The organism is Actinosynnema sp. NPDC023587 (assembly GCF_040640215.1).
Taxonomy (GTDB): domain Bacteria; phylum Actinomycetota; class Actinomycetes; order Mycobacteriales; family Pseudonocardiaceae; genus Actinosynnema.
Genome location: NZ_JBFABG010000005.1, coordinates 409,084 through 426,035, shown reverse-complemented (window position 1 = coordinate 426,035; position 16,952 = coordinate 409,084). Strand labels below are relative to the sequence as shown.

The window sequence follows — 16,952 nt, the reverse complement described above, 5'->3', positions numbered from 1 at the left end:
GGCTCAGCGGTGCGCGACCTGGGGCGGGCAGTGGACCGGGTCGCCCGCGTCGTAGGCCACCGAGCCGGCGAGCGCCTTCCGGGAACGCTCGTGGTGGTACCGGCACAGCAGCAGGTCCACCGGCCTGGCCGGGTCGTCGGGCAGCGTCACCAGCACCACGACGGCGGGCTTCGCCGAGCAGCAGCACGACCGCGTCGCCGACCACAGCACCGGAGCCCACTCGGACGCGAGCGGGGTGACGTGCTCCGCGATGGCGCGCCGGAGCGAGTAGAGGTTGTCGTCCACCCCCGCAGCTTCACACGTCGCGGCGGCCACCGGCGGGTACCACAGTCCCCGCGACCGGACGAGAACGGCGGAAAGCCCGCGAATCCCCGACGAAAGATCAGGGAAGACGGGCGGGCGGCACGGCCCGGCCACGCGGGTCGGGCCCCCTGACGGGCACCGGGATCGCCGGCTGTCGGCCAAGTGGCGCAACGGGTCCGACGATGGCGGCCCGCCCGGGGCGGCCGACCGCCGCGCCCCGGCGTTCCGATCCGCGAATCCGGGCGCGACCCCGGCGCTGTGCCGGATATAGCCGCACAACGGCGGAAAAGCGTCGCACGCGGTGAGGTGCGCCGCCCGCCGCCGGTGCCGGGGTCCGGCGCGCGGAACGCCCGGCCACGGCGACGGTCCGTGCTTCCGGTTCACCCGAACGTGCAAGCGTGTCCGGGATGTGGGAACACGGTTCCGCCAGGTCGGAGCGCCCTACGCTCGCGACCGTGAGTTCCTCGACCGCCCCCGCGCTGCCGGTGATCGACCTCTCCCGCTTCCGCGACCCCGCCGCCGATCGCGCCGCGTTCCTCGCGGAGCTGCGCCGCGCGGCGCACGAGGTGGGGTTCTTCTACGTCGTCGGGCACGGCGTGCCGGAGGAGCTCACGTCGGGGATCTTCGCGGTGGCCGAGGAGTTCTTCGCGCTGCCGCTGGAGAACCGGCTCGCGGTGGAGAACGTCCACTCGCCCCAGTTCCGGGGCTACACCCGGACCGGGCACGAGTACACCGGCGGCGCGCCGGACTGGCGGGAGCAGCTCGACATCGGCCCCGAGCGGGCGGCGCTCGACGTGGGCCCGGGGGACCCGCTGTGGCGGCGGTTGATCGGGCCCAACCAGTGGCCGGCGGACCTGCCCGCGCTGCGCGGGACGACGCTGGCGTGGCAGGCCGAGGCGCTGCGGGTCAGCCGCGAGGTGCTGCGCGCGCTGGCCGCCGCGCTGGGGCAGGACGAGGACTACTTCGACCGCTGGTTCGACGACGAGGCGTCCACCCACGTGAAGATCGTCCGCTACCCCGGTCGGCCGGCGGCGGACGCCGACCAGGGCGTGGGCGCGCACAAGGACTACGGCTACCTCGCGCTGCTGCAACAGGACGACGTCGGCGGGCTCCAGGTGCGGGCGGCCGACGGCGGCTGGATCGACGCGACCCCGGTACCCGGCAGCTTCGTGGTCAACATCGGGGAGATGCTGGAGATCGCGACGCGGGGCTACCTGACCGCGACCCGGCACCGGGTGGTCAGCCCGCCGGCGGGCGTGGAGCGGTACTCGGTGCCGTTCTTCCTCGGGCCGCGACTGGACGCCGTGGTGGAGCCGCTGGAACTGCCCGCCGAGCTGGCGGCCGGCGCGCGCGGCGTGAGCCAGGACGCCGACAACCCGCTGCACGCGGCGTTCGGCGACAACGCGGTGCTCGGCTGGCTGCGCTCGCACCCGGAGGTCGCGCGGCGCTGGTGGGCCGACGTCGTGGCGGAACGCGGATGACCGGCTGGTCGTTCGAGACGCGGCAGGTCCACGCGGGCGCGCGGCCCGACCCGACGACGGGCGCGCGCGCCACCCCCGTCTACCAGACGACGTCGTTCGCGTTCCAGGACGCGGACCACGCCGCCGAGGTGTTCGCGTTGCGGGACCTGGAGAGCCACGCCTACACGCGCCTGTCCAACCCGACCACGCAGGTCGTGGAGGAGCGGATCGCCGACCTGGAGGGCGGGGCGGCGGCGGTCGCCGTGGCCAGCGGCCAGGCCGCGACCGCGTTGGCGTTGCTGAACATCACGCGCGCCGGTGACCACCTCGTGTCCTCCGCCGCGCTGTACGGCGGCACGTACAACCTGCTCGCGCACACGTTCGCCGACCTGGGCATCGAGGTCGACTTCGTGCGCGACCCGGACGACCTGGCCGAGTGGCGCGCCGCGATCAGGCCCGGCACCAGGGCGTTGTACGCGGAAACCGTCGGCAACCCGCGCGGCACCGTGCTGGACGTGGCGGCGGTCGCGGACGTGGCGCACCGGGCCGGGGTGCCGCTGGTGGTGGACAACACCGTGCCGACGCCGTACCTGTCCCGGCCGATCGAGCACGGCGCGGACGTCGTGGTGCACTCCACCACCAAGTTCCTGTCCGGGCACGGCACCGGCATCGGCGGGGTGGTGGTCGACGCCGGGCGCTTCGACTTCACCGCCGACCCGGCGCGCTGGCCGCAGCTCACCGCGCCGGACCCGAGCTACCACGGGCTGGTGTTCGCACAGGAGTTCGGCGGTGTCGGCTACGGCCTGCGGCTGCGCACGACGCTGCTGCGCGACCTGGGGCCGGCGGTGTCGCCGTTCAACAGCTTCCTGCTGCTGCAAGGCATCGAGACGTTGTCGCTGCGGATGGACCGGCACGTGGCCAACGCGCGCGCGGTGGCCGACTGGCTCGTCGAGCAGCCGTCGGTGACCGAGGTGCACTACGCGGGACTGCCCGGGAGCCCGTGGCACGACGCGGCGCGGCGCTACCACCCGCTGGGCGTCGGCGCGATCGTGTCGTTCGAACTGGCGGGCGGTCTGGCGGCCGGCCGCCGGTTCGTGGAGCGGGTGGAGCTGTTCAGCCACCTGGCCAACATCGGCGACGTGCGCAGCCTGGTGATCCACCCGGCGTCCACGACGCACGCGCAGCTCACCCCGGCCCAGCAGGTCGCGTCCGGCGTCACGCCCGGCCTGGTCCGGCTGTCCGTGGGCGTCGAGGGCGTCGAGGACCTCCTCGCGGACCTGGCCCGGGGCCTGGCCGGTGGGTGAGTGCGCCGGCCGCACCGGACAGGTCCACCCAGGACGGTCGGTGCCCGGCCCGGACGCCGTCGGCGGTCGGGCCGGGCGGTTCGCCGCCGGCGCTCCCCGCGTCGTCGCCGGCCGTGGTGCGCGGGAGCTCGACGGCGTCGGTGCCCGGCGGTGATGTCGTGCCGGTGGCGCGGCGTCGGATCGGCGTGGTGCGACCACCTTGCGACCGCTTGGCGGTGTCGGAGGACGGGCGGGTGGTCGAAGAGTGCGTGACCGGCGACGACCCGTGCCACCCCGGCACCGGGCACCGCCGGACGCCGTGCCGCAACTTCCCGAGGAGATCGCGTGAGCACCTTCAAGCTGGGGTTCCACCTGCGGGGGGACGGCGATCCGCGCAAGCTCCTGGACGTCTTCGCCGCCGCGAGCCGCCTCGGCTTCGACGGCGGCTGGGTCGGCGCGCACCTGTCGTCACCGCTGGTGTTCCTCGGTGCGGCGGCGGTCCGGGCACCCGGTCTGCGGCTGGGCGCGGTCGCCGCGACGTTCGCGCACCCGCTGCGGATGGCCGAGGACGCGGCCGTGCTCGACGCGTTCAGCGGTGGCCTGCTGGAACTCGGCGTGGACGAGCCCGACGCGGTGCGCGCCGCCCTGCGCGGCGAGGTGCGGCGACCGCCCGTGCCGGCCCTGGCCGACCGGATCTGGCGGCGGGCGGCGGACACCGGCGACGCCGCCCGGGTCGGCCGGGACGGCGACGGCCTGCTGACCGCCGAGCGGCGGATCGCCCTGGCCTACGCGGACACCGCCCGCCGCCCCCGGTTCGCCGTGCCCGAACCCGGCCTGGTCGACCTGCTCAACGCCGACAGCTGGTTCCTGCCCGAGATCACCCTGGTCGACGTCGACGTGGCGGTCGAGGAGCTGAGCCGGGTCGCGACCGTCGTCGCGCCCGCCCTGGGGTGGCGGCGGTGACCCGGGAACCCGCACCCGGGCCCGGCTACAGGTCGTCGAGCGTCGAGACCAGGCCGCGCCACGCCGCCGAGGTGTCCTCGGAGGCCTCGTGCGGCCCGTGGAACCAGGACGCGAACTCCGCCACGTCCACCAGGCTCCACCGCAGCCGGTACAGCGACAGCGCGGCCACGTCCGGCACGTGCCCGGTGATCTCCGCGTACCGGCCGAGATCACCGGCCGGACCCGGACCGGCGGCCACCACGGACAGGTCGCGCTCGGGCACCGCCGCCCGCACGGTGTCCCAGTCGACCAGCCGGTACCCGGAGTCGGTGGCGATCAGGTTCCCGGGGTGCGGCTCGCCGTGCGTGACCACCACCGGCCGCCCCCGGACCAGCCCGGCCAACCGGTCGAACTCGGCGAGCCCGTCCCGGACGACCCCGGCCCGCGCGGACAGCAGCCGGCGGGCGTCCTCCGCGTGCGGGCCGCCCGTCCAGGGCCGGTCCAGGCGGGTCAGCGCGGACTCCAGCGCTGCCCGCCCGTCCACGGCCACCTCGACGGGCGGCGCGGGCACCGCCGACGCGTGCAGCCGGGCCAGCAGGTCCAGCAGCCGGTCGCGCTCGTCGGCGGTCGGCACCCGGCCGAACTCGCCGGGCTCGCCCTCGGTGAACGGGAACACGCTCAACGCGTACCGCTCGTCCAGCGGCACCACCGGATCACCGTCGAGCGACAGCCGGGGCGGCACGACGAAGTCCAGCTCGTCGCCGAGCGCGACCGCCGTGCCCATCGCCGCCCGCAGGCCCGCCAGCGCGGCGACGGCCCCGGTCCCGCAGTGCGGCTTGCGGGTCAGGTCCGCGACGGTGGCGAACCACCGCCGGTCCGCCACCCAGTGGTGGTCGCCGAACCCGACCGCCGCGTGGGCCACCGACCGCGCCCGGATCCCGAACGCCGCCAGCCCGTCGCGGACCTGCTCCCCGGTCAACCCCGGCGGGAGGTCGCGCACGCCGTCACAGCCAGTCGCGGCGCTTGAAGGTGGCGTACAGCCCGCCGGACAGCAGCAGCATCGCCGTCGTCGACACCCAGAACCCCCACGGCTCGCCGGAACCGGGGTAGGGCACGTTCTGCCCGTAGAACCCGGTGATGGCGGTCGGCACGGCGATGATCGCCGCCCACCCGGTGACCTTCTTCATGATCAGGTTGAGCCGGTTGCCCTGGATGTCGAGCTGCGTCTCCCGGATCGTCGCCACCAGCTCGCGCAGGGACTCGGTCCACTCGCTCGCCCGGAGCACGTGGTCGTAGACGTCCTGGAAGTACGGCATGAGCGTGCTGTCGACCAGCTCGTGGTCCCGGCGCATCAGCCCGTTGACGACCTCGCGCATCGGCAGCACCACCCGGCGCAGGGTCACCAGCGACTTGCGCAGCGACAACGCCCGCCGCTGCATGTCGACGTCGTTCGGCCGGTCGGCGAAGACCAGGTCCTCCAACCGCTCGATGTCCTCGTCCAGCGACTGGACGGCCTCGAAGTGGCTGTCCACCACGCAGTCCAGCAGCCCGTGCGCCAGGTACCCGACACCGCTCGCGGCGAGCCCGGGGGATTCGTCCCACCGCGCGGTCAGCAGGCCCACGTCGAACCGGTCGTCGGGCCGGACGGTGACCAGCGCCTGCCGGGTGACGAACGCGGACAGCTCGGCGTGCGCCAGGTGCCCGCTCGACTCGTCCAGCCGCACCGCGTACGCGGACAGGAAGAGGTGCGTGTCGTACTGGTGCAGCTTGGGGCGCTCGTGGGCGTGCAACGCGTCCTCGACGGCCAGTGCGTGCAGGCCGAGGTCGTCGGCCAGCGCCGTGAGCTCCTCCTGGGACGGGCCGCACAGGTCGATCCAGATCATGACGCCCTCGTCCCGGCGGTGCCGCGCCACCTCGCGGACCGGGAGCCCCTCGGCCTCCAGCACCCCGTGCCGGTACAGGCGTGTCCGTGCCATCCGCCCACAGTAGATCAGCACGGCGCGGACCGACCGGCGTGCCGCGCTCACCGCACGGCGGGTTCCATCAGCAGGTCGGGGACCGCGCGCCGGGGCGTCGCCGGTACCGGCGACCCGAACCCGATCCGCAGCACCGCCTGCGGCACCACCGCGCCGCCCAGCGCGCGGCGCAACTCGTCCCGGACCGGCCGCACCTCGACCGGCTGCGACAGGAACGACGCCGACAACCCGGACGCGGTCGCGGTCAGCAGCACCCCCTGCAACGCCTGACCGGCCTGCACCCCGCCGAGCGGGCCGTCGTGGAAGGAGCACAGCACGACCACCAGCGGGTCGGACTCGTGGTCCTTGCCGGGCTCGCGCTCGCGGCCCCGGAAATCGCGCAGCGCCCAGTCGTCCCGCGTCGCGGGGCGGATTCCGGCCGACGCGACCGGCACCCCGCCGTCGGCCGGCCGCCCGCCGGTCCACGCGTCGAGCTCGGCCCGCACGCCCGGGTCGCCGGACTGCGCCCGGTGCGCCCGCGCCACGAGCTGCCGCAGCCGGGACCGCTGCTCGCGGTCGGTCATGACGTGCAGCCAGGACCGCTCCCGCTCGGCCGCCCGGACCAGCGCCAGCCGGTGCGCGGCGGGCACGGGCGCGTCGTGGAACGGCTTGCGGTTGGAGCGCCGCAGCGGCACGGCCGCGAGCAGTGCGCGGGTCTCCTCGTCCGCCGGGTACCGCCCGCCCACGCGCACCTCGGCCACCGCCGAGTCCGGCAGCAGCGACACCAACGGCCGGATGCCGCGCGCCTGGAGGGCCAGGCGCAGGTTGAACAGCGCCGCGCCGCACGCCAGCCGCACCTCACGCCCGTCCGGGTCGGTCGCGGGCAGCCGGCGGGTCGGGTCGGGGTGCAGCTCGATGCGGTCCGGGCCCAGCCGGAACCGCCACGGCTGGGTGTTGTGCACCGAGGGGGCGCGGGTGGCGGTGGTCAGCACCTCGACGACCCCGTCCGCGTCCAACCCGAGCACACCGGTCACCTCGCCCATCCCGACACCTCGACTCCCGTGCTCGAACCGCCCCCTCCACTGTCGGGCCCGGCCCGGCCCGCTCCCACGGTCGAAGGTCCCTGGTCGGCCGGGACGAGCGGACTTGGCCGCGCGGTGCGACCGTGGAACGCTGCGGACCGTGGTCGGACCCGAGGACGTGCCCCAACGCCTGTTGAGCGGACTGCGGCTGGACGAGCTGCTGGACGAGATGCGCGAGCGCCTCACCGAGATCGGGTCGACGCGCGACAAGATGCAGCGGCTGCTGGACGCCGTGCTCGCGGTCGGGGCGGGTCTGGAGCTGGACTCGACGTTGCAGCGGATCGTGCAGGTCGCCGTGGAGCTGGTCGGCGCGCGCTACGGCGCGTTGGGCGTGCTGGGCACCCGTGACGACCTGTCGGAGTTCGTCCACGTCGGCATCGACGCGTCGACCCGGGAGCGGATGGGGCACCTGCCCGAGGGCAAGGGCCTGCTCGGGCTGCTGATCAAGGACCCCCGGGTGATCCGGCTGCACGACCTGACCGAGCACGAGCTGTCGGTGGGCTTCCCTCCCGAACACCCGCCGATGCACAGCTTCCTCGGCGTGCCGGTGCGGGTGCGCGACGAGGTGTTCGGCAACCTCTACATGACCGAGAAGACCGACGGCGCGGACTTCACGCCCGACGACGAGGTGGTGCTCGCGGCGTTGGCGGCGGCGGCCGGCGTGGCGATCGAGAACGCCCGGCTGTTCGAGCGGTCGCGGATGCGGGAACGGTGGCTGGAGGCCGCCGCCGAGATCAACTCGGTGCTGCTGGGCGGCGCGTCGGCCGAGGACGCGCTGCACCTGATCACGCAGCGCACCCGGGAGCTGTCCTCGGCGGCGATGTCGTTGATCGTGCTGGTGGAGGACGGCGGGCGGCTGCGCATCGCGTCGGGCGCGGGCGCGCACGTGGAAGCGCTGGTGGGCGAGGTGCTCGCCGGTGACGGCACGGTCGCGGGCGAGGTCCTCGACTCCGGCACCCCGATGCTGGCCGACGACCTCGGCGGACGCCTCGGGCAGACGTCGATCGCCGTCGGGCCGGGGGTGGTCGTGCCGCTGCGCACCGGGTCCACCGTGCACGGCGTGCTGCTCGCGGCGCGGGAGAAGGGCAGCGCCCAGTTCGGCGCGGACCAGGTGCCGCTGCTGGCCTCGTTCGCCGACCAGGCGGCGGTGGCGCTGGAGTTCGCGGAGAACCAGCGGGCGCGCCGGCTGGTGGACGTGCTGGAGGACCGCGACCGGATCGCCCGCGACCTGCACGACCACGTGATCCAGCGGTTGTTCGCCACCGGGATGAGCCTCCAGGGCGCGTTGTCGTCGATCCGGCAGCCGCGCGTGCGGGAGCGGGTCGAGCGGGCCGTGGGCCAGTTGGACGAGACGGTGCTGGAGATCCGGACGACGATCTTCGACCTCCAGGCGTCCGACGACGTGCCGGGGCTGCGCCGGCGGTTGCTGGACCTGGTGTCGGAGGTGACCTCGGACGCGGCGGTGACGCCGACCGTGCGGATGACCGGGACGGTGGACAACTCGGTGCCCGACGACATCGCCGAGCACGCGGAGGCGGTGGTGCGGGAGGCGGTGAGCAACGTGGTCCGGCACGCGCGGGCGTCCGAGCTGACGGTGACGGTGGAGGCGGGGGACCGGTTGACCGTGACGGTGGTCGACAACGGCGTGGGCATGCCCGAGCAGGTGGCGCGCAGCGGCCTGCACAACCTGGCGCGGCGCGCCGCGCTGCTGGGCGGCACCCTGACCGTCGGTGCCGACGCCGGCGGCACCCGCCTGTCCTGGCAGGTCCCGCTGACCTGAGCGCCAGGTCGTGGCGGACACCGGCCGCACGGGGTCACGGGGTCACGGGACGACGATGACCTTTCCGTCCCGGGCGTGGTCGACGCTGCGGCGGATCGCGTCGGCGATGCCGGCCAGCGGGAACCTGTGCTGGATCCGCGACGCCGCCTCGCCGGTCAGCACGAGTTCGCCGACCTCGTCCAACGCGCGCTGGATCTCGGCGCGCCCGCCGGTGTGCACCCAGTCGCGCAGCCGGAACAGCCGGATCGCCAGGTCGGGCCTGCGGGCGGGGAGGTCGGCCGGCAGCGGCCGGCCGGACAGCAGGCCGTAGTGCACCACGCAGCCCCCGGTGCGGGTGGTCAGGGCCAGGCGTTCGCCCTCCGGGCCGCCGACGGCGTCGAAGACGACCTCCGGCCCGCCGGTGAGGCGCAGCAGTTCGGCGGGCCAGTCGGTGTGCCGGGTGCTCAGCACGGCCGACCACGGGGCTCCCGCCAGTTCCGGCCGGTCCGGGTCGCCGCGCACCAGGCCGACCGCTCGGACGCCCAGGCGGTCGAGCATCCGGGCCAGCATCAGGCCGATCGCGGAGCCGGCGGCGTTGACCACCACCCGGGGCAGGCCCCGGGGCACGACGTGCTCGTCGATCATCCGCTTCGCGGTCAGCGGGTTGATGTAGCAGGTCGCGGCCTGGTCGTCGGTCAGCTCCGGGCGCACCGCGAAGCACCAGCGGGCCTCGGTCAGCTTGACCTGCTGCCACGCGCCGGGCGTGCCGATCGGCAGCACCCGGTCACCCACCGCCAGGCCGGTCACGCCGGGGCCCAGCCGCTCGACCACGCCGGTGCCCTCGAAGCCCGGCACCAGGGGCAGCGCGGTCCGCGACCGGTACGCCCCCGAGATCGTGACCAGGTCGGACGGGTTGACCGTGGCCGCGACCACGCGCACCAGCACCTCGCCGGCACCGGGCGGCGGCGGTGCGTAGCGCTCGACCCGCACCACGTCGGCAGCGGGACCGAAGGACCGCACGATCGTCCTGAACAACCCTCACCTCCGGTGTGACCTGGGCACATCATATGGACAAGGGTCGAAGGGACCGACGACCATGGATCGGCTCGCCGCCCCGACCGCGACCCCGCTCCGGCGTGCCCCGGATCGACCAGAGGAAAGGCCCACGCACGTGCGGACCAGAATCCCGTTCTCCGACGTCGACATGCACGGCAACGTGCACAACGGCCGCTACGTCGCGTACGCCGAGGACGCCGTCAACGAGTTCCTGCGGGAGAGCGGCCTGTCCGACCGGTTCGACCCGCGCTCGTCCGAACTCGCCTACCACGTCAAGAAGGTGGAGGTCGTCTACCAGCGCCCGGTCGGGTTCGACGAGGTGGTCGACGTCACCGCGCGGGTGGCCCGGGTCGGCCGCACCAGCCTGACCTTCGAGGCGGAGGTCCGTCCGCTGGACGGCGACGGGCCCGCCGTCCGGGCGTCGGTGGTGTGGGTGTGCGTCGACCCCGCCACCCGCAGCGCCGTGCCGGTGCCCGACCACGTCCGGGACGCGCTGACCGCGACCACCGACCCCGCCGCGACTCCGGCCGCCACGTCCGGTGGCCCGGCCGCATGACCCGCACCTCCGACGCCCCGCTGCCCACCCCGACGACCGGACCGGTGTTCGACCTCGACGGCGTGCGCGTGGCCTACGACGGCCGCACCGTGCTCGACGGCGTGACCGTCCGGCTGGCCGAGCGGCGGATCGGCGTGATCGGGGAGAACGGCTCGGGCAAGAGCACGTTCGCCCGCCTGCTGAACGGCCTGGTCCTGCCGGACGCGGGCACCGTCCGGGTCGACGGCCTGGACACCGCCGACGACGTGCGGGCGGTGCGGTCCCGGGTCGGGTTCGTGTTCCAGAACCCGGACAACCAGATCGTGTTCCCGATCGTCGCCGAAGACCTGGCGTTCGGCCTGAAGAACATCGGCCTGCCCAAGGGCGAGGTCCCGGGCCGGGTGGCCGCCGCCCTGGCCGGTTTCGGCATCGCGCACCTCGCCGAGCGGCAGAGCCACCTGCTCAGCGGGGGCGAGAAGCAGTTGGTCGCGCTCGCCGCGGTGATGGTGATGCGCCCCGGCGCGGTCGTGTTCGACGAGCCGACCACGCTGCTGGACCTGAAGAACCGCAACGTGATCCGCGCCGCGATCGCGGACATGGACCCGTCCGCCGTGGTCGTCACCCACGACTTGGAGCTGCTCGGCGGTTTCGACCGGGTGCTGGTGATCCACCAGGGGCGCATCGCGTGCGACGCCGACCCCGCCACCGCCGTGTCCTGGTACCGGGAGAACTGCTCGTGAGCCTGTCCCTGTACGTGCGCGGGCGCACGCCGCTGCACCGGCTGCCGCCGGCGGTGAAGTTCGGCGTGCTGTTCGCGGCGGGCATCGCGCTCTTCCTCACCGACGACGTGGCCGTGCTGGGCGTCGCCGCCGCCGTCGCGGCCGGGCTGCTGGTGTCGGTGCGCCCGCCGCCGGCCGCGCTGCGCCGCCAGTCGACCGGACTGCTGGTCATGCTCGTGGTGATCTTCGTCGCCGCGACGGTGTTCCAGGACCTCCACACCGCTCTCGTGACGCTGTTCCGGCTGCTGGCGCTGCTCCTGCTCGCGCTGTCGGTGACCCTGAGCACCCGGGCCGCCGACCTGCTGGAGTTCTTCGAACGGCTGATGGCACCCCTGGCGCGGCTCGGCCTGGCGAACCCGGCGCGGATCAGCCTGGGCGTGTCCCTGGTGCTGCGGTTCGTCCCCGAGGTGCAGCGCCGCTACCGGGAGATCCGGGAGGCGCAGGCCGCCCGGGGGCTGCGGGCCAACCCCGTGGCCCTGGTCGTGCCGCTGGTCGTGCGGACGCTGAAGTCCGCCGACGACATCGCCGACGCGATCGACGCTCGCTGCTACCCACCACCTCGGCACCCCGATCGGGAGAACACGTGATGTCCACGCGCAGCGGAACCGGAATCGGCACCAGGGACGTGGTGATGATCGCGCTGTTCGCCGCGATCATCGTCACGCTCGGGCTGGTCCCGCCGGTCACCCTCGGGGTCGTCCCGGTCCCCATCACGCTCCAGACGCTCGGCGTGATGCTCGCCGGCGCGGTCCTCGGCCCGGTGCGCGGCGCGCTGGCCTGCGCGCTGGTCGCGCTGCTGACCGCCGTCGGGCTGCCCGTGCTGGCGGGCGGCCGGGGCGGCATCGGGGTGTTCCTCGGTCCGACCGGCGGCTACCTGGTCGGCTGGATACCCGGCGCGCTGGTGGTCGGCCTGCTGGTCAAGTTCTGGGTGCTGCGCCTGCGCGGCCGGTGGGCGCAGACGGCGGGCTACACCGCCGCGTGCGTGGCGGGCGGGATCGTCGTCGTCTACCTGTTCGGCGTCCCGTGGCTGTCGGTCTCCAGCGGCCTGGCCCTGGGCGAGGCCCTGGTGGGCGGGCTCGTGTTCGTCCCCGGCGACCTGGTCAAGGCCGTCCTCGCGGGCCTGGTCGCGTACGGCGTGCGGCGTGCCTACCCCGTGCCGGTGAAGTGATGCCGCTGGGCGAGCGGCTGCTCACGTGGTGGCGTCGGCGCGCGGACGTCGACGCATTCCGGGTGGGGGAGTTCCGGCTCGGCTACGGCGAACTCGCCGAGCGCGCCGCCGCCGTCGCGGCGGGACTGCGGGCGATCGGGGGCGACCGGCCGCTGCTCGCGCTCGACGTGGGCAACTCCCCGGCGTTCGCGGAGCTGTTCGCCGGCGCGACGGCGGGCGACGGGGTCTGCGCGGTGCTCGACCCGGCCTGGCCGGTCGGGCAGGCGCGCGAGGTCCTGCGCCGGCTGCGGCCGGACCTGGTGGTCACCACGCGGCCGATCGAGGCCGACGCGCCCGTGCTCGTCGCCGGCGGGCCGGAGTACGCCGACTGGCTCGCCGCGCACCGGGACGCCGACCCCGGCCGCGAGCTCGCGCCCGGTGCCGCCGCCAGCACGTTCCTGATCGGCTTCACCTCGGGCACCTCCGGGCTGCCCAAGGCGTTCTCGCGCTCGCGCGGGTCCTGGCGCGCGAGCCTCGCCCACGGGCCCGGGGTCTTCGGCGTCGGGCCCGCCGACCACACCCTGGCACCCGGACCGCTCTCCCACGGCCTGGGCCTGTACGCGCTGGTGGAGGCGCTGCACGAGGGGGCGACCTTCACGACGTCGCCGAAGTTCGACGCCGGCGGCGTGCGGGCCGCGCTCGGCGGGGTGACGCGCCTGGTCGTCGTCCCGACCATGCTGCGCGGCCTGAACGCCGAACTGGCCGCGCACCCCGGACGCCACCCCGGGCTGACCGCCATCGTCAGCAGCGGGGCCAAGCTCGACCCGGCCACCCTGGAGCGGACCCGCGCCTCCTTCCCCCGCGCGGACGTCCACGAGTACTACGGCGCGTCCGAGCTCAGCTTCGTCAGCGTCCGGCGCACCCCGGCGGGCGCGGAGCCGGACGGCGACCCCGACTCGGTGGGCACGCCCTTCCCGGGCGTCGACGTCGAGGTGCGGGGCCCGGCCGGCGACCGGCTGCCGGCCGGGACACCCGGTGCGATCCACGTGCGCGGCCCCCTGGTGAGCTCCGGGTACGTCTGGGGCGACGACGGCACCGCCTTCCGCACCGACGGCGAGTGGTCCACCGTGGGCGACCACGGGTGGCTGGACGAGGCCGGCGAGCTGCACCTGGTCGGCCGGGCGGGCGCGATGGTGATCACCGGCGGCCACAACGTCCACCCGAGCGAGGTCGAATCGGCGCTGCGCCGGCTGGCCGGGGTGGACGAGGCGGTGGTGCTCGGCCGGCCCGACGACTACCTGGGCAGCGTGCTCGTCGCGGTGGTGTCCGGGCCGGGCGCGGCCGGGCTCACCCGGTCGGCGGTGCTGCGCCGCTGCGCCGCGCACCTCCCGCGCCACGAGGTCCCGCGCCGGGTCTACGCCGTCCGGGACTGGCCGCTCACCCGCAGCGGGAAGATCGTCCGTGCCCGACTTGAGGAGTGGATCGACGATGGTGACAGCCGGCTCACCGAGCTGCCCGCCTGACGACCGCCGGCCGGTCGTCGTCGCCGCCCGGCGCACGCCCGTGGGCCGCGCGGGCGGCGCGCTGGCCGGGGTGCGCGCCGAAGACCTGCTGGCACCGGTGCTGCGCGCGGTGCTGGCGGACTCCGGGGTCGACCCGGCCGACGTCGACGACGTCGTCATCGGCAACGCGGCGGGCGGCGGCGGCAACGTCGCGCGGCTCGCGGCGTTGACGGCCGGCCTGCCGGTGCACGTTCCCGGGGTCACCGTCGACCGGCAGTGCGGGTCCGGGCTGGAGGCGGTGGTGCAGGCCGCGCGCCTGGTCGCGGCCGGTGCCGGGGACTGCTACCTCGCCGGCGGGGTGGAGAGCGTGAGCACCGCGCCCTGGCGTGCGGAGCGCCCGTCCCGGCCGACCGGCGTCCCGCGCTTCTACGGCCGCGCCCGCTTCTCCCCGGAGTCGATCGGCGACCCGGAGATGGGCGAGGCGGCCGAGAACGTGGCGCGCGAGTTCGGCATCGGCCGCGAGCGCCAGGACGCGTTCGCGCTGCGCAGCCACCGGCGGGCGACGGCGGCGATCGCGGCGGGCCGGTTCGCCGCCGAGACGGTCGCGGTGCCGACGCGGGGCGGCCTGGTGGAGGTCGACGAGTGCCCGCGCGCCGACACGACGGCGCGGGCGCTGGCCGCGCTGCGCCCGGCCTTCGCCGACGGCGGGACCGTGACGGCGGGCAACTCGTGCCCGCTCAACGACGGCGCGAGCGCGATGCTGGTCACCAGCCTGGCGACCGCGCGGCGGCTGGGTCCGGGCGCGGTGCTGGGTTTCGTGGACGGCACCTCGGCCGGCGTGGACCCCAACCTGCTCGGCATCGGCCCGGTGGCGTCGACCGGCCGGCTGCTCGCCCGCCGCCCGGAGCTGGACCTCGCGACGGTGGCGGCGATCGAGTTCAACGAGGCGTTCGCCGCCCAGGTGCTCGCCTCCCTCGACCAGTTGGCGATCGAGGAGGAACGGGTGAACCGGGACGGCGGCGCGATCGCGCTCGGTCACCCCTTCGGGGCCTCCGGCGCGATCCTGGTGACCCGCCTGTTCACCCGACTGGTCCGCGAGGACCACCCGTCCGGTGCCCGGGGCCTGGCGATGCTCGGCATCGCCGGCGGCCTGGGCCTGACCGCGCTGTTCGAGCGGATCGGGTGACCGGCCGGGCCGGTCAGCCCGGTTCGCGGCTCGACGGGTCGGGCCGGCGCAGGCGGGTGGCGAGCACGGCCGCCTGGGTGCGGCGTTCCAGGCCGAGCTTGGCGAGCAGGTGCGAGACGTAGTTCTTGATCGTCTTCTCGGCGAGGAACATCTCCTCGGCGATCTGCCGGTTGGTCAGGCCGCGCCCGATGTGGTCGAGCACGACGCGCTCCTGCTCGGTGAGCACCCGCACCGGGTCGCCCTGCTCGCGTTCGCGGCGGATGCGGTTGAGCAGCGCGGAGGTCGAGCGGGCGTCCAGGAGGGATTCGCCGGCCGCGACCGTGCGCACGGCGGAGACCAGGTCGGTGCCCAGGATGCGCTTGAGCACGAACCCGGACGCGCCGGCCATGATCGCGTCGAACAGGGCCTCGTCGTCGGTGAACGAGGTCAGCATCAGGCACCGGAGGTCGGGCAGCAGCGACCGCAGCTCGCGGCACAGCTCGATGCCGTTGCCGTCGGGCAGGCGCACGTCGAGCACCGCCACGTCCGCGCCGCTGGGCGGGACCCGCGCCAGCGCCTCGGCCACCGAGCCGGCCTCGCCGACCACGGTCAGGTCCGCCGCGCTGGTCAGCAGCTCCCGCACGCCGACCCGCACCACCTCGTGGTCGTCCACGAGGAACACCTTCGCGCCTGGCTCAGCCATCATTCCTCCACGACCAGGGTAGGGTAGGCGCTGTCACCAGCGCGCGTGACGCCCGGTCGGACCGGGGTCGGCGCAGCGCCACCACCGCGAGCGCGGTGGCCGAGGTGAGCGCGAACAGCCCCGCGACGGCACGTGCCACCACTCACCACCCGGATCGGTGCTACCGGTTCGCCCCCGCTCCTCCCGCCCTCGATCAGATCATCCGGGGTCGCTCGGCAACGCGGTCGTTGGTCCCCGGTCGACCGGGACCTCGGACCGCTGCCGCCGCCGCGCCCGGTGCCTAGCGTCGGGGTTGTCGACGCGCGCGTTCCACCGTCTTCGGAAAGGATTGGGTTCATGAGTGTTCCGATCGTGGTCGGAGTGGACGGTTCGACATCGGCTCAGGCGGCGGTGAAGTGGGCCGCGCAGGAGGCGGCCCGCCACCGCGTGCCGCTCAAGCTGGTGCACGCCTACCTGGTGCCCGGACGCGGCTACCCGGAGATCGTCCTGACCGGGCACGAGGTGCGTCGCGCGCTGGAGGAGCAGGGCCGGCAGTGGCTGGCCGAGGCCGAGGCCGTCGTGCGGGACGTCGCGCCGGAGGTCGAGGTGTCGGTCGCGCTGGAGCACTCGGGCGCGGCCGGGGCGATGGTGTGGGAGTCCAAGCGCGCCCGGACCGTCGTGCTCGGGTCCCGTGGGCTGGGCGGGTTCAGCGGCGTGCTGATCGGGTCGGTCGCGGTGGCCGTCTCGGCGCACGGCGAGTGCCCGGTGGTCGTGGTGCGCGACGCGCTGCCCGAGACCGGGCCCGTCGTGGTCGGCGTGGACGGGTCGCCCGCCAGTGAACGAGCCGTGGAGTTCGCCTTCGAGGCGGCGTCGATGCGCGACGCGCCGCTGGTCGCGGTGATCGCCGGCAACGACGTCGCGGTGGACAGCGCCTTCGGGAGCCCGCTCGCGGTGGACTGGGACCGGATCGAGGAGGACGAGCGCGTGGTGCTCGCCGAGCGGCTGGCCGGGTGGCAGGAGCGGTACCCGGACGTCGAGGTCGAACGGGTGGTGGTGCGGGACCGGCCGGTGCGCGCGCTGCTGAAGTTCGCCGACCGCGCGCAGCTCCTCGTGGTCGGCAGCCGGGGGCGCGGCGGGTTCAAGGGCATGTTGCTCGGCTCGACCAGCCAGACCCTCGTCTACCACGCGCCGTGCCCGCTGGCCGTGGTCCGACCGCCGGCGGCGGACTGACCGGGCTTGACCGGTCGGGTTGCGGGTAACCCGCTCCGAAGGGCGCACGCGAGACAACCGGACACAGGGGAG

At 75.0% G+C, this 16,952-nt stretch carries 17 protein-coding genes; 11 read left to right on the top strand and 6 right to left on the bottom strand.

Annotated elements, in window-relative coordinates; genetic code table 11:
• Positions 1-3: 3 nt before the first annotated feature.
• Complete coding sequence (locus AB0G01_RS17595) at positions 4-285, bottom strand: hypothetical protein (RefSeq protein ID WP_360946436.1); 282 nt, start codon at positions 283-285, stop codon at positions 4-6.
• A 425-nt stretch (positions 286-710) separates the two neighbouring features.
• Here AB0G01_RS17595 and AB0G01_RS17590 point away from each other — a divergent pair, with 425 nt between their 5' ends.
• The 3 genes from AB0G01_RS17590 to AB0G01_RS17580 all read left to right on the top strand — a co-directional run bounded on the left by AB0G01_RS17590 (position 711) and on the right by AB0G01_RS17580 (position 4,009).
• Positions 711-1,784 carry a 2-oxoglutarate and iron-dependent oxygenase domain-containing protein gene (locus tag AB0G01_RS17590; protein ID WP_360946514.1) on the top strand — a complete coding sequence of 358 codons (1,074 nt, stop codon included), beginning with the start codon at positions 711-713 and terminating at the stop codon, positions 1,782-1,784.
• A complete protein-coding gene (locus AB0G01_RS17585) occupies positions 1,781-3,067 on the top strand; it encodes a bifunctional o-acetylhomoserine/o-acetylserine sulfhydrylase (protein ID WP_360946433.1) in 1,287 nt (428 codons plus the stop codon). Before AB0G01_RS17590 ends, AB0G01_RS17585 begins: the two co-directional genes overlap by 4 nt.
• Before the next feature lie 324 nt (positions 3,068-3,391).
• Complete coding sequence (locus AB0G01_RS17580) at positions 3,392-4,009, top strand: LLM class flavin-dependent oxidoreductase (RefSeq protein WP_360946430.1); 618 nt, start codon at positions 3,392-3,394, stop codon at positions 4,007-4,009.
• 25 nt (positions 4,010-4,034) lie between these two features.
• Here the strand turns inward: AB0G01_RS17580 and AB0G01_RS17575 are convergent, their stop codons facing one another.
• Genes AB0G01_RS17575 through AB0G01_RS17565 form a run of 3 tightly spaced genes read right to left on the bottom strand, consistent with a single transcriptional unit; the run spans position 4,035 to position 6,986 of the window.
• Positions 4,035-4,988, bottom strand: coding sequence for a phosphotransferase (locus AB0G01_RS17575; RefSeq protein ID WP_360946427.1), 954 nt, complete (start codon positions 4,986-4,988; stop codon positions 4,035-4,037).
• Positions 4,989-4,992: 4 nt separating this feature from the next.
• Positions 4,993-5,964, bottom strand: a complete 972-nt coding sequence (locus AB0G01_RS17570) for a magnesium transporter CorA family protein (protein ID WP_360946424.1) — start codon at positions 5,962-5,964, stop codon at positions 4,993-4,995.
• A 47-nt stretch (positions 5,965-6,011) separates the two neighbouring features.
• Entirely contained in the window at positions 6,012-6,986 is a 975-nt protein-coding gene (locus tag AB0G01_RS17565; RefSeq protein ID WP_360946421.1) for a nitroreductase, read from the bottom strand.
• A 139-nt stretch (positions 6,987-7,125) separates the two neighbouring features.
• On the opposite strand from AB0G01_RS17565, the gene AB0G01_RS17560 reads away from it, so the two are divergent.
• Positions 7,126-8,805: a GAF domain-containing protein gene (locus tag AB0G01_RS17560; RefSeq protein ID WP_360946418.1), complete on the top strand. Its 1,680-nt coding sequence runs from the start codon at positions 7,126-7,128 to the stop codon at positions 8,803-8,805.
• A 42-nt stretch (positions 8,806-8,847) separates the two neighbouring features.
• Here AB0G01_RS17560 and AB0G01_RS17555 read toward each other — a convergent pair whose 3' ends face one another.
• A complete protein-coding gene (locus AB0G01_RS17555; protein WP_360946415.1) occupies positions 8,848-9,819 on the bottom strand; it encodes a zinc-dependent alcohol dehydrogenase family protein in 972 nt (323 codons plus the stop codon).
• A gap of 136 nt (positions 9,820-9,955) precedes the next feature.
• Here AB0G01_RS17555 and AB0G01_RS17550 point away from each other — a divergent pair, with 136 nt between their 5' ends.
• Genes AB0G01_RS17550 through AB0G01_RS17525 form a run of 6 tightly spaced genes read left to right on the top strand, consistent with a single transcriptional unit; the run spans position 9,956 to position 14,989 of the window.
• Positions 9,956-10,396 carry a thioesterase family protein gene (locus AB0G01_RS17550; protein ID WP_360946412.1) on the top strand — a complete coding sequence of 147 codons (441 nt, stop codon included), beginning with the start codon at positions 9,956-9,958 and terminating at the stop codon, positions 10,394-10,396.
• Positions 10,393-11,115: an ABC transporter ATP-binding protein gene (locus AB0G01_RS17545; RefSeq protein ID WP_360946409.1), complete on the top strand. Its 723-nt coding sequence runs from the start codon at positions 10,393-10,395 to the stop codon at positions 11,113-11,115. The genes AB0G01_RS17550 and AB0G01_RS17545 overlap by 4 nt, the downstream gene beginning before the upstream one ends.
• Positions 11,112-11,741 (top strand): energy-coupling factor transporter transmembrane protein EcfT, encoded by a 630-nt coding sequence (locus AB0G01_RS17540; protein ID WP_360946406.1) that lies wholly within the window; start codon positions 11,112-11,114, stop codon positions 11,739-11,741. Before AB0G01_RS17545 ends, AB0G01_RS17540 begins: the two co-directional genes overlap by 4 nt.
• On the top strand, positions 11,741-12,322 hold the full coding sequence (locus AB0G01_RS17535; RefSeq protein WP_360946404.1) for a biotin transporter BioY: 582 nt from the start codon (positions 11,741-11,743) through the stop codon (positions 12,320-12,322). Before AB0G01_RS17540 ends, AB0G01_RS17535 begins: the two co-directional genes overlap by 1 nt.
• Positions 12,322-13,824 carry an AMP-binding protein gene (locus AB0G01_RS17530; protein WP_360946401.1) on the top strand — a complete coding sequence of 501 codons (1,503 nt, stop codon included), beginning with the start codon at positions 12,322-12,324 and terminating at the stop codon, positions 13,822-13,824. Before AB0G01_RS17535 ends, AB0G01_RS17530 begins: the two co-directional genes overlap by 1 nt.
• Positions 13,790-14,989 (top strand): thiolase family protein, encoded by a 1,200-nt coding sequence (locus tag AB0G01_RS17525; protein ID WP_360946398.1) that lies wholly within the window; start codon positions 13,790-13,792, stop codon positions 14,987-14,989. The genes AB0G01_RS17530 and AB0G01_RS17525 overlap by 35 nt, the downstream gene beginning before the upstream one ends.
• 13 nt (positions 14,990-15,002) lie before the next feature.
• Here the strand turns inward: AB0G01_RS17525 and AB0G01_RS17520 are convergent, their stop codons facing one another.
• Entirely contained in the window at positions 15,003-15,671 is a 669-nt protein-coding gene (locus tag AB0G01_RS17520) for a response regulator transcription factor (RefSeq protein WP_360946395.1), read from the bottom strand.
• Positions 15,672-16,007: 336 nt separating this feature from the next.
• Between AB0G01_RS17520 and AB0G01_RS17515 the strand changes: the two genes are divergently transcribed.
• Positions 16,008-16,880 (top strand): universal stress protein, encoded by an 873-nt coding sequence (locus AB0G01_RS17515; RefSeq protein WP_360946392.1) that lies wholly within the window; start codon positions 16,008-16,010, stop codon positions 16,878-16,880.
• The last annotated feature ends 72 nt before the right edge of the window (positions 16,881-16,952 follow it).